General features: G+C 67.2%; 9 protein-coding genes. 6 read left to right on the forward strand and 3 right to left on the reverse strand.

Annotated elements, in window-relative coordinates:
* Window positions 1–35 precede the first annotated feature (35 nt).
* Together AW274_RS01990 and drmD are read right to left on the reverse strand one after the other, a co-directional pair.
* Window positions 36–4,103, reverse strand: a complete 4,068-nt coding sequence (locus AW274_RS01990) for an Eco57I restriction-modification methylase domain-containing protein (protein ID WP_062428735.1) — start codon at window positions 4,101–4,103, stop codon at window positions 36–38.
* Window positions 4,100–7,213, reverse strand: a complete 3,114-nt coding sequence (gene drmD, locus AW274_RS01995; protein ID WP_062428737.1) for a DISARM system SNF2-like helicase DrmD — start codon at window positions 7,211–7,213, stop codon at window positions 4,100–4,102. The genes AW274_RS01990 and drmD overlap by 4 nt, the downstream gene beginning before the upstream one ends.
* 262 nt (window positions 7,214–7,475) lie before the next feature.
* On the opposite strand from drmD, the gene AW274_RS02000 reads away from it, so the two are divergent.
* From AW274_RS02000 to AW274_RS02025, 6 genes are all read left to right on the forward strand, one after another.
* A complete protein-coding gene (locus AW274_RS02000; RefSeq protein ID WP_063813100.1) occupies window positions 7,476–8,078 on the forward strand; it encodes a DUF4352 domain-containing protein in 603 nt (200 codons plus the stop codon).
* Between the two features lie 135 nt (window positions 8,079–8,213).
* A complete protein-coding gene (locus tag AW274_RS02005) occupies window positions 8,214–9,641 on the forward strand; it encodes a hypothetical protein (RefSeq protein ID WP_062428742.1) in 1,428 nt (475 codons plus the stop codon).
* Window positions 9,638–10,168, forward strand: coding sequence for a hypothetical protein (locus tag AW274_RS02010; protein WP_062428744.1), 531 nt, complete (start codon window positions 9,638–9,640; stop codon window positions 10,166–10,168). The genes AW274_RS02005 and AW274_RS02010 overlap by 4 nt, the downstream gene beginning before the upstream one ends.
* Window positions 10,169–11,494 (forward strand): hypothetical protein, encoded by a 1,326-nt coding sequence (locus tag AW274_RS02015; protein ID WP_062428747.1) that lies wholly within the window; start codon window positions 10,169–10,171, stop codon window positions 11,492–11,494. It abuts the gene before it with no gap.
* Window positions 11,491–12,810 carry a BREX system ATP-binding protein BrxD gene (brxD, locus tag AW274_RS02020; RefSeq protein WP_062428748.1) on the forward strand — a complete coding sequence of 440 codons (1,320 nt, stop codon included), beginning with the start codon at window positions 11,491–11,493 and terminating at the stop codon, window positions 12,808–12,810. The genes AW274_RS02015 and brxD overlap by 4 nt, the downstream gene beginning before the upstream one ends.
* Window positions 12,807–14,885, forward strand: coding sequence for a DEAD/DEAH box helicase (locus tag AW274_RS02025; RefSeq protein WP_062428751.1), 2,079 nt, complete (start codon window positions 12,807–12,809; stop codon window positions 14,883–14,885). The genes brxD and AW274_RS02025 overlap by 4 nt, the downstream gene beginning before the upstream one ends.
* On the opposite strand, the gene AW274_RS02030 is transcribed toward AW274_RS02025, so the two are convergent.
* Entirely contained in the window at window positions 14,878–15,864 is a 987-nt protein-coding gene (locus AW274_RS02030) for a hypothetical protein (RefSeq protein ID WP_062428753.1), read from the reverse strand. The two genes, AW274_RS02025 and AW274_RS02030, sit on opposite strands and share 8 nt — an antisense overlap.

The following is a 15,864-nucleotide window of genomic DNA, read 5'->3' on the forward strand; positions in this document are numbered from 1 at the left end:
TGATCCGGCAAGAGCGGGGAGTGGGATCGCGGACATCAGAACAGGGTTTCGTCCGCGGCGCGCTTGGCCCTCTTCCTGGCCTTGTCATGCAGGCCGCGGGCGACTTCGTCGGCGTAACGCTCGTGGTTGAGCTTAAGAAGCCGGTCGACAAACTCCCGTTGCACGGTAGGGCCGACGGTGTAGCGGGTCTCCCGCGCGACGGGGCGGTGACCGTATTCGAGCTTGTCGATCAAATCATCCCAGGCGTAGGCCCGACAGACGGCCTCGTCGATGGCACGGTGGATGCGGCGCAGGTCGACGATGTCCTCGTCGGTATTGGCGGGGTCGTTGACCATGTTGTAGGTGACGGTCAGCCCAGCTTTCCGCGAAAGCATGAGATTTCGACGATAGACGTCGAGCTCCTGGCCGATATCCCGCATCTCTTGCGTGAGCTCGGGAAGCGGCAGGGTCTCAAAGACATCCGAGGGCGTGTATCGGAGATCCGCTTTCATCGAAGAGGCTCTTGCTCGCGCCCACCAGTAGTGTTGAGCGCTCGATAGCAGAGCAAGCATTGCTGTGTCGTCGGTGGCAAAAACCACAACGGCCTCACTGATCACCTGACCGGTGTGGACCATGGCCGGCATTACAAGCTTGCTAACCCGAGTAAGAGCAATGACCCGATCCAGCCTAGAAATAGCTTCGTAGAGTTCCGGCCGAGACCTTTGGTAGCGCCACCAAGCTTCTCGCGTTCGCTTCTCGCTGTGATTTGCTCGAACAGGCTTAACAAGCCTAACTACGTGATCATATGGATCCGTGTAACTCCTAGCCTTGCTCTCCTCCCAGTCTCTGAAATTGACCACCCACCGACTGGCAATACAATCAGGGTCGGAGTTTAGATCCTGCCCATTCAAGAAAGGAAAAAGAACCTCGGAATTGCGACTATCACGATCGATCATGATTCCGGCAACATCTGGATCCATTGCAAAGCCGATCCCATCCAGCTTCGAACCTTGATATGCAGTTCCATCGTTGGCCTGCAGCTTTGACGGATCATCCGATATTTGAAAATCGGCGTCCAATGAAGAGTTGATCATAGGGACAGCTACGTCATCCTTGATGGCCTTGACCTTGTCACCTAGGAGCATGCCGGTAGTCCAGATGGCACAGTATTCCAAAGTGGCACTTTTGGAAGGCCACGGCTTGCTCTTGATTGCCCGCCTAATAGTGATCCCTCGTTGCAAGAGTTGCCCAAGGCCAACTTCGCGCGTATCTCCTTGAGCAAGCGTATTTGTGGCGATAACTCCCACCTGTCCCGTCGAAGTGATCAAACTATGAGCACGGAGCACAAAGTAAGCCACTAGATCACACCTCCCACCCGCCCGGACCCCACCCGCGATGCCCTCGACAAGATATTCCCGATAGGCAACACCTAGAGGCGCGGTGATTTTGGTGCCCCCCAAGAATGGCGGATTGCCGATAATAGCGTCGAATCCTGGATCGCCGCCTCGACCACATAGATCTCTGTCAAATACTTCAGGAAATACCAATGGCCAATGAATTGGCCGACGTTCGAAGGATTCGGAAACTCGATCCCGGTTGAGCCACTTCTTGCATTGCTCCCGAGCTTCCAGTTCGGCTCGAGGCGAATTCTCTCTGATGCGCCGAACAAAGTCAGAGGCGCCGATTGAGCCACTGCGGAGACCGATGTCACCCCTACTCGCGTAAGCGAGCGCCGCTCCCACCACAAGATCAGCGAACAGCCGCGCCTGTGACGTCTTCAGTTCTGCATCGGCGAGAATGCTACGTTTCGTGGCTAGCGCAGCCATAGGGTTGCTACCAAGTTGAATGCCGGCCAGTTTCCGACGCGCCTTCGCGACCTCGCGAACTACATCGCGTGCCCCGATCGCAAAGTTCCGAAGCGCCCGCTTCTCATGGATTTCTCGTCCCCGCTTCGGGTCCATATGCATGACCTCTAGCTGGTCGAGCGAGGTAATTCCCAGCAGCGAATCCCCTGCGACCAGCCGGTCGTCGAGGAAGGTGAAAGGCCGTTCACGGTCCATCGACACGAGCCAGAGTGACAGTTTTGCCATCTCGACCGCCATGGGGTTGATATCCACCCCGTAAAGGCAGTGTTCGATGATCTGGCGGATGGCCTCGACGACTACTGGGTCCTGGTCCGCATCTCCCGTACTAGAAGCTGAACCGGCCGCCCGATAGGCAACCGCACGGGGGTCTTCTTCCCGTGACCACGCCTCCACGAGATGCCGGCTCAGGTAGCGCGCGGCGGCGACCAGGAACGCCGCCGAGCCCATCGCAATGTCGGCAACCTTCAGCTCGAGGATTTCCGCGCTCGACTTCGGCTCCCACTTCGACTGGTCAGCCGTCTGGAGTGGCCCGATCCGATAGACCAGCGGCTCCAGCGCCCCCTCGACCACCTGCTCGGCGAGGTCACGCGGCGTATAGTGGGTTCCGGTGTTCTTCCGCAGCGCCGACTCGGTCACATAGAGCGCCCCGTTGAGGATGACCACGGGCAGTTCGCGCAGGTCGTGGCGGAGGATGCCGTAGAAGGGCAGCACCTGTTCGGCCAGATCACGGTCTCCTCCCGTCACGGCCAGCAGCTTGCGCAGCGCCTCGACGCGCTCGGCGCTCGACAGGGGCGCCAGGCGCTTGGCGACGGCCGAGGCCGTGCCGATGCCGGAGGACTTGTACTTCTCCGCCAGCCTCGCGGCCAGTTCCCCACCCGACTGGGCCGCAAGTCTCTGTAGGTCAGAGAGGTCGACCTCCTCCTCCAGACCGGACTTTCCGACCAGCCCCACAACGGTGTCGGTGGCGCGGCGGCCCTCAAAGGACAGCAGGCCCTCGTAGACGTAGCCGATCTGCTCGACGTCGAGTTCCCGGAAGCTGAGTTTGCGCCGCTCCCCCGTCTTTCGGGTCCCGATCTGCACGTACTGGACCGCTTTGAGCATGTGCAGCACGGTCCGGTCGTCGATCGACAGCGGCAGCCACGCATACACATCAGGGTCGAACATGGAGCCGTCGTGGGCATGCATCTTCAGACGGGGATGGTCGATGCCGGCGTACACGGCATTGAAGAGAGCCAGCAGCCGGTGCCAGGCCGCCTGGGTCTGCTCCAGGTCGTTCTCGCTGCCTTCGAGTGCGCGCTGCTCCAGCTCGGCGCAGAGGCCACCGGCCGAGTAGGCGGTGGCGTAGAGCTGGTTGTCCGACGGCAGCAGGCCGCGTTCTTCGGCGAAGAGGACGAAGACGATGCGCATCATGACGGTCACCGCGCCCCGGTAGACGTCGTGGGCCTCGACGTCGTCGATGCCCGGGCCGCCCGCCTCGCGGTCGCGGATGCCGGCCCGGCCGATAGCCGCCACCAGCAGTTCGACCGCCTGGCGGACCTGGACACCCAGCGCCTCGGTGATGTCCTCCTGGTTGTCCTTGCTCGACTTGAGGAGGGCGACCAGGGTCTCGTCGTCGGGATAGGAGAAGAAGCGGGCCCGGCTCAGTAGGGAGACGAACGCGCGCACGACATCGCGCTCGGCGGCCTCGGGCCAGGAGATGGCGTCGAAGGTGGCGCTCGTTGTGACACCACCGCGCGGGGCCCACACGAGAGTCCACCAGCGGCCGTCCGTGGCCAGGCCGAGTTCGACGTCGTGGTGGCGGCAGAGCTGGGCGAGGCGGTCGACGGTGGTCGCGGCCCAGGCGTCTCCCTTGACGCGGGCGGTCGGGCGGTCGTCGCTGATCAGGCCGAGCAGCCGGACCGTGCCCGGCTTGGCTTCCTCACCCGGTGTGACCAGGGCGAAGTCGGGCGTCAGCCAGGTGTCGTGCTGAGGGACCTCCAGGCTGAAGGTGTCGAGCCCGGTCGTGTGCAGGGCCTCCTCCCAGCCGAGGAGGTGGCGCAGCACGTACAGGATCCAGTCGCCGGGAAGCCCATCCGCCTGCCAGGTGCCGTGTTCGAGGCGCAGCCGCTCGCGGGCGGCCTTGTCCAGGGGGTCGAGCGACGGCCAGGTGCGCCGGAGCACGGGCAGGGAGAGGAACGGGCCGGAGACCTCGACGAGGCTCAGCCAGTCTTGGTGCACGCGGGACGCGTCGGGCTGCTTGCGCCAACCGGCCTGGCTCATCGGGAGGCCTCCTGCCTGGGAACGACGAAGATCACGGCTACGGGGAAAAGGTGTTCCTTGAAGTCGCGGTAGCGGGCCGCGACGGCTTCCTGCTCGCGCCGCCTCTCCTCGTCGAGCCGGTCGAGGCGGGCCTGCCACGAGTCGCGGTCCTTCAGATACTGGCGGATCTCCTGCTCGTCTTTGGTCGCCTCGATGACCGAGAACAGGCCGTCGTCCTCCTCACCGGCGGCCAGGGTGGCGCGCAGGGTGGCCGCGAACCGGTCGAAGTTGGCCGCGATGCGGTTCAGCTCGGCTTCCTGGCGTTTGGCCAGCGCGTTGTCGAGCGAGTCGCGACGGGTGCGCATGCGCGCCTCGATCGCGTCGACCAGGCCGGGCCGCATCCGGCCCCAGACCTCGGCCAGCCGCCGGTGCAGGTGGGGAGATGCGGGCAGTCCCTGGTTCAGGCCCCGGTCGAGGATGCCGTTGAGGGCGCCCTGGGCGTCGAGGCGGCGGAACCGGCCGCTCTGCTGGGCCCAGCCGCCGGCGTAGATGACCTCTTCGTGGAGCCGCATCCCGTCGCCGCCGACCAGGACGAATCTGGCGTAGGCGCCGATCAGCGTGGTCTCCAGGGCGGGATCGTCGCTGATCACAGCGGTCACCCGGTTGAGACCGATGTCGGGGTTGGAGACCGCGGCGCGCAGCAGCCGGGTCGACATGGCGACCAGCGGGTGGTTGAGGTGGGCGAGCACGACGTCGTCGCGCAACTCGGTGAGAGCGTCCGGGTCGAAGGTCACCGGGCGCTGTTTCGGCGGGGCGCCGTCTTTGGTGATCTTCTCGAGCAGCCCGGCCGAGGCCCGTTCCCACGACGCGGTCAGCGTCGGCACCTCGAAAAGCCCTTCGATGAGGTGCTTCTCGTCGAGGTGGGGCTTGAGCGGCTGCTGTCTGGCCAGGTCGAGGGCTGTGTCGACCACCCGTTTGATGTTCCCGGGGGTGATCCGCAGCTCGCCGACGGTCTCGTCGAGCCGCGCGCGGAGCTTTTTGACCTGTGCGCCGATGTCGGTCTCGACGGGTACGTCCTCGGTGGGTGCGACGCGATCGACGTCGTCGAGGCCGACGTCTTCGCCGAGCATCCGGCGCTGGACCCGCTCGGAGATGACCGCGTTGACCGGACCGAGGTCCTTCTGCTGCCGGGCCACTTTCTCGGCGATGCGGGCGAGGAACTCCAGGTCGGCCTCGTAGGAGTCGACGGCGGTGGTCCAGCCGGTGCCGATGAAGTGGCGGATGTCCGGAGTGTGCCGCTGGCCGTAGCGGTCAATGCGGCCGATGCGCTGTTCGAGCTTGTTGGGATTGAACGGGATATCGTAGTTGACCAGCCGGTGGCAGTGATTCTGCAGGTCGATGCCTTCCCCCGCCGCGTCGGTGGCGATGAGAATCCGCACGTCGTATTCGGCGGGGTCCTTCTGAAAGGCCTGCCGCACCTGTTCGCGCTCTTCGGTGGACATGCCGCCGTGGAGCAGCTTCAGCCGGTCTCCGCCGAGACCCTCCTGCGTCAGCAGGCCGGCCAGCCAGGTCTGGGTGTCGCGGTATTCGGTGAACACCACGACGCGCTCGTTCTCCCAGTGCGTGTCGGGGCGGCAGACGGCCGTGAGATAGGTGATGAGCTCCCGCGCCTTGGCGTCAGGCCGGACGGCGTGCTTCTTCGCCCATTGCTGCATGCGCTCCAAGAGCTCGACCTCCTGCCGGGTCGCGCCTTCCTGCAGGGGGTGGGCGCGGTTGACCGCGTCGTCTTCGGCCTCGGCGAGTGACTCGTCGTCGAGCGAAGCCGTGTAGTCGGCGAACTCCTCCAGCCATTCGGGGACGTCGTCGGACTCGTCGAAGGTGTCGGCAACCCTGCCCTTCACGGTTTCGAGGTAGACGCCGACCGTGTGAAGGAACGCAGCCGGGCTGGAGAAGAGCCGCTTCTTGAGCAGCAGGGTCACGAGGTCGGCCGCTTTGCGGCCCCGCTGCTTGGTCAGGCGCCTGCGCCGCACCTCGGCGAACTCTTTGAGGAGCTCGTGGATCTCCCGCTCGTCGGCCGGATAGAGAACGGGCATCGCGTGAGCTTCGCGGCGGCGGAACCTCTCGGACCCGTCGGCGTTCTTGATGTCCCGCTTCAGGCGTCGCACGACGACATCGGTGAGCGCGGCTGAGTCGGGCTCGATCCCGCGGGCGAACCGCTGGTCGTCGAGGGTTTCCAGCAGCGCGGTGAACGACGCCTGGTAGCCGTTGTGGGGAGTGGCGGACAGGAACAGCCGGTGGGTGAAGTGGGGAGACAGCCTGCGGATGAGCTTGGTCTGCTGGGAGTCGACGGCGTACACCTGTTTGGGAGCGGCCGGGGCGACGTGGTGTGCCTCGTCGAGGATGAGCAGGTCGAAGGCGCGCTTCTCGCCGGTGGGGTCGAGCATTTCGTCGATCAGCCGCTGCGCTTTCTGCCCTCGCAGCCAGGGAAGGCTGACGATGGTCAGCGGGTGGATCTCGAACGGGTTGGCCGCGCTTCCGTGGGTGCGGCGAACAATCGCGCAGCGCTCCGTGTCGATGATGGTGAAGTCGAGGCCGAACTTCTCAGCCATCTCGTCTTTCCATTTCAGCGTCAGCCCCGCCGGGCAGACCACCATGATCCGCCGGGCGCGCTGCGTCAGCAGGAGTTCCTGCGCGACCAGGCCCGCCTCGATGGTCTTGCCAAGACCGACGTCGTCGGCGAGCAGGAGGTTGACCCTGGGCGCCTCGACCGCGCGGGCGACCGGCTCAAGCTGGTAGTCCTCGAGAGCGACGCCCGACCGGAACGGCGCCTGCAACATCTTCACGTCGGCGGAGGTGACGGCCGACCACCGGATCGCGTCGAGGAACGCCGCCAGCCGCGCGGGCGGGTCGAACGCGGTCACCTCAGGTAGTGAGCCGCCGGGCAGGACCCTGCTCCCGGGTTCGACTTCCCAGATCACGTCGAGCGTGTGGCCGTATCGCCCCTCTTCAACGCTCTGCAGGCTCACCAGCGTGCTGGACGTGCCCGCCTCGACATCGCTCACCACCCAGCGCTGCCCGCGAACCGCGACCAGGGCTCCGATGGCGGGTTTGTCCGACGTCGCACTCGTCACGTTCTCTCCTCGCCAACGGCATCGGTGGGGGCTGGGGGTCCGCTGCTTCGCGACAGTTTGGCAGCCCGGCGGAACGATCCAGATCGTTTTCGCCCGGAACCGGCGTGCGGTGGAATCTACGCCACCTTTTTGTAGGTTGTCCAGAGCAGAGAAAGAGTTGTGCACTCGATTCACAGTCTGCTCTAATTTGCGCCACCTACACACCGCGAGTCGCTCGGAGCCCCCCGTGTACAACAATCACCCGCAGCCCTACCCGCAGACCGTGATCGTCCAGAAGAAGGGAGGCGGCTGCCTGAAGGCGGTCCTTGTCGGAGCCGCCGTCCTCATGGGCTTGACCGTCGTGGGCGCGATCGTCAACGGCGGCGCCGAACCCGAGGGCGCCGGCACCGCGACGATGGCCGATCCCGCCGCAGAGGGAGCTGCGGAGGAGACCGAGGCAGACGCGGAACCGGAGGAGCCGAAAACCGCGGGCATCGGCGACACCGTCAGAGACGGCGACTTCGCCTTCAAGGTGACGAAGGTCGAGAAGGGCCTTGCCCAGGTGGGCGAGGGCTTCCTCGTCTCGGAGGCGCAGGGGCAGTACGTGCTGATCCACGTGACGGTGAAGAACATCGGCACCGAGTCACAGATGTTCAGCGACTCGTCCCAGAAGCTCGTCGACACGAAGGGCCGCCAGTTCGACGCCGACTCAGGGGCCGCCGCGCTTGGCCTGAAAAACTCCAACAGCTTCCTGAACAGCATCAACCCCGGCAACTCCGTCAAGGGCATCCTGCTGTTCGACGTCCCGAGGAACATCACCCTGACGTCGGTCGAGCTACACGACTCGATCTTCTCTGAAGGAGTAGAAGTCTCTCTGACCAAATGACGTTGCATGCCGTCGCACTGGTTGACATGCGTACCAACCACCCGGAATGATCTCGCCGAATTCCCTCGGATGGATCGGTCCATCCGGAATTCCAGTGGACGTACGCCCCAAATCTGAAGAGAGGTTCGGTCTCCCGTGACGGACCAGGAGCTTGCCGCCGAACTCCGCGCGCTCGCCGATCTACCCGGCCTCGATTCCCGGGCCCGGCAGTTGCGCGACCTGGCGGAGGCGGTCGTCGAGCCCGCGCAGGGCGAACGGTGGTGCGACCTGGACCTTTTCGCGGCATTCGACCCCGCCGACTCGGTGCAGGACTTTCCGGCCGACTCCCGGTTCCTCAAGAAGTTGGACTGGATCCAGTCGGTCATCATCTTCCTCCCCATCGTCGTCACCTGGTTGGGACTCAAGGTGGCGACCACCGCATACGGGGAAACGCTGGCCGCGGGCGGGGTCGAGGCAGCGCGCAGGCCATTCCTTGAGATGTGGCAGCAAGGCTTCGACGGCCGTCTGAGCGTCTGGTGGCGTTTCGACAACATCGCGATCGGGACTCTCATCGCGATCGCGGCCGTCGTCGCCATCACCATCACCGAACGGGTCAAGCGCCGGCAGGCCGAAGACCGCGCCGTCGACGAGGCGGCCGCGCTGCGATCGCGTCTGCGGGCCGCTCTGACCGAGGCGTCCCTGATCCTCAACCAGGTGCGGTTGAGCTCCCCGGCCCGGTTCCAGGCAGAACTTTCCAAGGGCGCGGCCGACCTGAACAAGGTCGGCAAGACCATCGGCAAGCTCCACACGCAGGTGGTGGAGGCCCTCAGCACCGCCCTGGGGGCGACGGACCAGGCCACGGATGCTCTCACGGCCGGAGTCGCGCAGACCCGCGACTCGATGGCGACCGTCGAGAAGCACCTCACCGCGGTGACGGCCGCGGCCGAATCGCTCAAGGCGTCCGTCGACCGGACCGCTTACGCCATCGACGCCATCGGCGAGAAAACCGACGAGGCCGTCGGCCGCGTCGGCGAACGCCTAGGCAGTGTGCTCGCCGAGAGCACCAACGGCGTTCAGAGGTCGATCGACAACCTGACGAGCGCGACCGAGAAATCGGTGCGCGAGAGCACCACGGGCCTGAACACCCGGGTCGGCGAACTGGTGGGCGCCACCCTCGCGATCGGAACCGCCGTCGGCCGGGTCGAGACGGCCGCGGCCGAGAGCGGAGACCGCATCAGCCATGTCCTGGCGGAGACCAACGGGACCCTCGGCGCCGCCGGCACCGAGGTGCGGGAGGCCTTGGACGACTGGGCCTCCACCGCCAGCGCACACGCCTCCCGGATCGAACTGGTCGCCGACACGGCGGGCCGCACCGCGCAGCTGCTCGAAGACGCCCGGGACGCGATGGACCGGCTCCCGAACGACCTCACCACCGCGCTCAGAGAGATCCCCATGGCCGTCCGGGACGTCACCGGCCTCGACGTCGCCGAACTGCGCGACGCCATCGGACGTCTGGAGAACGCGGTGCTCCAAGCGGCCACCGCAGTGGCGGCCGGGACGGGTGGAGAGCGGGCCGCAGGATGACGCCCGCACGCCGCAGCGCCAAGCCCGCCCCGCTGGTGCTCCTGGCCGGCTGGCTGTTCGCCGACCTGCTGCTGGGGCTGACGATCATCATGCTGGGGGCGCAGGCTCCCCCACCCGTACCGGCCAAACCGGCCGCCGGGAAGAGCAGCCCCTCGCCGAGCCCGTCCCCCTGCTCGAGCCGGGCAGCGGGTGTGGCGGCCAAGCCCACGAAACTCTCGTTCCGGGTGAACCCCGGATCCTCGGAGCCACAGCTTCTCGGGCAGGTGAAACGGGAGCTGCGCAAGCACCGCAAGCGCCTCGCCGGGCGTAACGCGGGCATGGTCCTCACCTTCGGCGCCGACGGAGGGGCGGGCGACGGTGTGCACCTGGCCACCCGGGTCAACGCCGCCGCCCGTAAGGCGCTTCCGCGCGTCTTTGAAAGAGCGGCGACCCGCAATTTCCACGACCTCTCCGCGCCAAGCGGATCGGTCTCCATGGAGGTCTACTTCGTCTCCGGCGGCTGCGCGCCCGCCAAGAAGAGTGCGTGAATGGCCTTCCGTCCACATGCTCTCGACCGTGAGCGCGCCACGCTGGCCCTCGGGTCCACGCCGCTCGGTCATGGCACCAGCGGTGTCATCACACGTCTGGAGGGCGGGGAGAAGCTCCTCTACAAGGAGTACGCGCCACGGGCCGGCCGGGTGAACGGCACCGCTTTGGCCGATCTCGTCGAGTCGGGGCACCGTGACCCGGAGCTGCGGTCCCGCTGCTCCTGGCCGATGGCGAGAGTGGTCGACGGAGACCAGGTGACCGGTTTCCTGATGCGTGAAACAGCCGGAGGATTCCATCGCACGGTCGGCGCGGAACTTGACCTCGCCACCCGGCATGATTTCGCCGTCCAGGCCGCCGAGCTCGTTCTCCACCTGCACGGCAAGGGCTGGATCGTCGGGAACCTGTCGATTCACAAGATCCTCTGGAGGCACGGCGAGATCTTCCTGGTGGGCTGCGACGGGCTGCGCAGGCACGGCGCGGAACCCGTGGTGCGGCCAACCGGGATTTCCAGCGTGCACGATCCGTGGCAACCGCCGACCGGCCCGGACTTCGACACCGACCGCTATCGCCTCGCACTCCTCATCGGCCGGACACTGTCCGGAGACCCCACCGTACGACCAGGTGAGCCGCTCTTCCTCGATCCCGGATTCCCCGATCGGGTGTCTTCTGCGGTCAGCGAGATGTTCGCCCGTGCCGGTGGCCCGCGTGGCGGCCGCCCTGCGGCGTCCGAATGGCTGCAGTCTTTGTCCGGCCGCAAACGCATCGCGGTTCCCCGTCCTCTACTCGGCGGCGTGCGGGCCGGGGTGCTTTCGGATTCCGTACCGGAAGATCCGGAATCCGAGAATCTCGTCTTCGTGACTCGGGACCCTGAGGACTCGGAGCCAGAAATCTTCGAGTTCGAAATTCTCGATGTCGAGGAATTCGAAATTCTCGATGTCGAGGAAGACGAGTACGCGGTAGTCGTGGAACCGGTTGCCGAGCAATCCCCCGACCTGTCGGTACCCGCCGAATCATTGGGCCGACGGGTGATCGACTCCCCTGTCTACGCCGAGCAGCGAGAGCTGGCGCCCCGCACCCCCGTCGATGACGTAACCGTCGCCTTTCTCGTCACCCATGTGGCGGACGGCAATGGCCGGGCCTCGGTCGCGGATCTCGCCCGGCTGCTCGGTGAGGAGCCCAGCCGGATGGTCATGCTGCTCCGTTCGGTCAGGGGCCTGCTCAACGTCGAACAGACCGAAGTGATCACGCTGAAGGACAACGACCGCACGGTCGTACTGAACGTGCCGCTGCTGGAAGAACAGTTTCTCGAGGAGGACGAACCGTGACCAAGGTCAGCCGTGCCAGGCGGCGGCAGATCATCGACGCGCTAGGCCGGGGAACCGTGCCCAGCGTGGGGCTCGACCTGTTCGCGGTCGGCATGGACCGCTTCGAGCGGGCACTCGACGACGACCTGACCGCGGTCACCGCCGGAGGCGCGGGTTTCAAGGCGATCCGCGGGGAATACGGCTCGGGGAAGACGTTCTTCGCGCGCTGGCTGGCCGAGAAGGCCAAGCGGAGGAGGATGGCGGCCAGCGAGATCCAGATCTCGGAGCGCACTCCGCTGCACCGGCTCGACACGGTCTACCGATCCATGGTCGGCAGCCTGAGCACGGCATCCATCCGGCCCAGCGCACTGCGGGACATCGTCGACACCTGGCTGCTCACGCTCGAAGACGACACCGGGGTCGCCAGGGGTGACAGGATGAAGCTGTCGGCGGCGGTAGAGGAGCTGATCGAGACCCGCCTGGCCGCGACCGCCAGAAACGCCCCGGCGTTCTCGGCAGCACTGCGCTTTTACCGGCGAGCCCTGATGACGGGCGACCAGGCGACCGCCGATGGCCTGCTCGCCTGGGTGAGCGGCGAACCGAACGTCTCCGCCACCGTCCGCCGTTACGCGGGTCTCAAGGGCGACGTCGACGGAGCCACAGCCCTCCACTTCCTTCAAGGACTGCTGACGGTGCTGCGCGACTGCGGCCATCCCGGGCTGCTGGTCGTACTCGATGAGGTCGAGACCCTCCAAAAGGTCCGCAGCGACTATCGCGACCGGGGCCTCAACGCCCTGCGCCAGCTCATCGACGAGATCGACAAGGGCCGCTTCCCGGGGCTCTACCTGGTCGTCACGGGCACGCCCGCCTTCTACGACGGCCAGCTCGGCGTCCAGCGGCTGACTCCGCTGGCCCAGCGGCTGCACACCGACTTCACCACGGACCCGCGCTTCGACACCGCTCGCGCGGTGCAGATCCGGCTCACCGGTTTCGACCGTGAGAGGCTCGTCACCCTCGGCTGCGTCGTCCGCGACTTGTACGCCGGGGGCGACCCCGCCGAACGCCGGATCAGAGACCGGGTCGACGACGTCTACATCAAGGACCTGGCCGGCGCGGTCGAGGGCCATCTCGGCGCGGGCGTCGCGCCCCGGATCTTCCTCCGCAAGCTCGTCCAGGACGTGCTCCACCGGGTCTCCGAACACGAGCACTTCGACCCGCGTCGTGACTACCGCCAGGTCAGCGTCGTGGCGAGCGAACTCACCGACGACGAGCGCAACGCCTATGAGAAGCGGCGTCGCGCCGTGTCGGCCGACGACGTCGATCTCGACCTGCCATGAGAACCGCCGCCCTCCACCCCACGCTCGCCTACCACCTGACCAACACCATGGGCTGGCCGAGCCTTAGGCCCTTTCAGGAGAAGGCCTTCCCTCCGATCGCCGAGGGCCACGACACCCTGCTCATCGCGCCCACGGCGGGCGGCAAGACCGAGGCGGCGGTGTTCCCGCTGTTCGGCCTGATGGAAGAGCGCGGCTGGACCGGCCTGACCGTCCTGTACGTCTGCCCGCTGAAGGCCCTGCTCAACAACCTGTTACCCCGGCTGGAGAGATACGCCGCCTGGCTGGGCAGGAGGGTGGGGCTCTGGCACGGCGACGTGTCGGCGTCCCGCCGGCAGGCGATCCTGCGGGATCCGCCCGACATTCTGCTGACCACGCCCGAGTCGCTGGAAGCCATGCTTGTCAGCCGAGGCGTCGACCACCGCCGCCTGTTCGGGGGACTGCGGACGGTCATAGTCGACGAGGTCCACGCGTTCGCCCGAGACGACAGAGGATGGCACCTGCTGGCCGTCCTCGAGCGCCTCACCCGGCTGGCCGGCCGGCCGCTCCAGAGGGTCGGCCTGTCGGCGACCGTCGGCAACCCGCACGACCTGATGTCCTGGCTTCAGGGTTCGGGCTCGGCCGACCGCCTCGCGGATGTGGTCGCCCCGGACGAGGAGGCCGCTGCCGCCGCCGACGTGGAGCTCGACTACGTCGGTTCCCTTCCCAACGCGGCCCGCGTCATCGCGGCGCTGCACGGCGGTGAGAAGCGGCTCGTCTTCTGCGACTCGCGCAGGATGGTGGAGGAGCTCGGTGAGCTGCTCCGGGGCCAGGGCGTGACGACCTTCCTGTCCCACTCGTCGCTGTCGGCCGACGAACGCCGCCGGGCCGAAGAGGCTTTCGCCCAGGCGCGCGACTGCGTCATCGTCTCGACGTCAACCCTCGAACTCGGCATCGACGTCGGGGACCTCGATCGGGTCATCCAGATCAACGCCCCGTGGTCGGTCGCGTCCTTCTTGCAGCGGCTCGGCCGGACGGGGCGGCGGGCCGGCCTGCGGCGCAACTGTCTCGTGCTGGCGCTGACCCGGCACGACCTGCTCGCCTCGGCGGGGCTGCTGCTCCTGTGGAGCAGGGGGTACATCGAGCCGTTGCACGCCCCGCCCCAACCACGGCACATCGTCGCCCAGCAACTACTCGCGCTCACGCTGCAGGAGGGACGGATCGGCGACGCCCTGTGGATCGACTGGTGGCGAGGGCTCGCTCCGTTCGAATCGGCCCAGCCCATCCTCGATCACCTGATCCGCGACGGCTATCTCGAACGAGACGGCGAAGGCCTCCACGTCGGCACCCAAGCGGAGCAACGGTTCGGGCGCCGGAACTTCATGGACCTCACCGCGGTGTTCACCGCCCCGCCCGAGTTCACCGTCATGAACGGCAACACCGAGATCGGCCGCACCGATCCGGCCCTGTTGACCGCCGCCGTCCCGGGCTCGCGACTCCTGCTGCTGGCCGGTCGCACCTGGTCGGTGGAGTGGATCGACTGGAAGCGACGACGCTGTTTCGTCAGCCCCGTCGACGGCGGCGGTGGAAAGGCCCGCTGGTCGGGAGCCCAGTCGGTAGGCACCTCTTTCGCCCTGTCCAGAGCCGTGCGGGACGTCGTCCTCGGCACCGATCCGCCGGTCGGGCTGACCCGGCGGGCGACCGGTGAGCTTTCGCTGGCCCGCGGCGAGCATCGCGACCTCGTCCACCCCGACGGCACCGTGATCGCGCGAGAGAACGGAGATCTCCACTGGTGGACCTGGGCGGGTTACCGGGCCAACGCCACGATCAAGGCGACCCTCGGCGCGTTGGCCGACCCGACCCATCCCGTGGACGACCTGTCCATCCGGCTCAGGAACGACCTCACGGGCACCGGCTGGCGACGCGGCCTCGCAGACCGGCTTCGGCCACCGGCGATCGATGACCGGGCCCTGAACGGGCTCAAGTTCACCACACTGCTGGCTCGGGAACTCGCCGCCGACACGCTCGCCACCCGTCTGGCCGACCCGGTGGCTGCCGTTTTCGTGCTGTCGGAACCGGTGCGGCTCGCGGTCAGGTGATCTTGGACAGGTCGACGATCACGAGCCGGCCGTCCAGCCGATAGCTCAGCAGCCTGTCGTCGGGGCCCGGCACCGGGATCGCGATCCCGCCCGCCTGCACCCCCCGCGCCGCCAGCGGCTTGACCCCCAGGTCGGCCACCTGCCCCGACACCAGGTCGTAGAGCCCTGCCCAGATCTCCCCCGGCCCCGCCAGGGTGCTGGAGGTGACGAAGCGGTCGCGGGCGGGCCGGGACACCGGCGGGTCGGTCAGCTTGGTCGCCCGCAGCCCGGCCCCCGACCGCGCTGAGGCCAGCCGGTCGGCCGACACGCACAGGTAGACCCCGCACAACGACCCGGGGCGCGTCTCCCGCCGTTCCCCCGTCTCGGCGTTGACCGCCGTGGTGAAGGCACGGGCCGGTGACCCCACCCACGGCCACTTCAGCACGTGCTGCCCCTGCGTCCCCGGCACCTCGGCAGGCCGGCCGCCCGCGTAGGGCACCCGCCACACGCCGCCCGCGTCGGTCGACCACACGACGCCCTGGGCGGTCGGTTCGAGACCCGTCACCGTGCCGGTCAGCGCGAAGGCGGCGACGGCGACCGGGTCGCCGCCCTCCAGCGGCAGCGTCCAGATCTCGCCGACGCGGCCGGCGCCGTCGCGGCGGGCGGTCCACCACACGATGTGGCCCGATCCGGCGGCGACGCCCGAGGGGTGGACGACGGTCCGAGGGGGCACGGCGAGTTCGGCCAGTTCGGTGGTCTGGCCGTCGCTCAGCTTGTACGTCACCAGCGCCTCCGACCGTTCGAAGCCCTTGGCCACGGTGGCGAGGACGGTGTCGTCGTCGAGGAACAGGCGCGGGGTGATCGTGCGGCCGTCGGGCAGCGCCGACGGGACGACGTGGACGGCCTGGGGCCAGAGGTCCTGCACGAGCGGGGGGCGGTCGGCGAGGGCGGTGCCGTTCAGGGTGCCGGTGAGGGCGAGGGCGGCGAGCAGCAGGCGCAA

Origin of the sequence: Herbidospora daliensis (genome assembly GCF_001570585.1) — a bacterium.
In the GTDB taxonomy this organism is placed as follows: Bacteria; Actinomycetota; Actinomycetes; order Streptosporangiales; family Streptosporangiaceae; genus Herbidospora; species Herbidospora daliensis.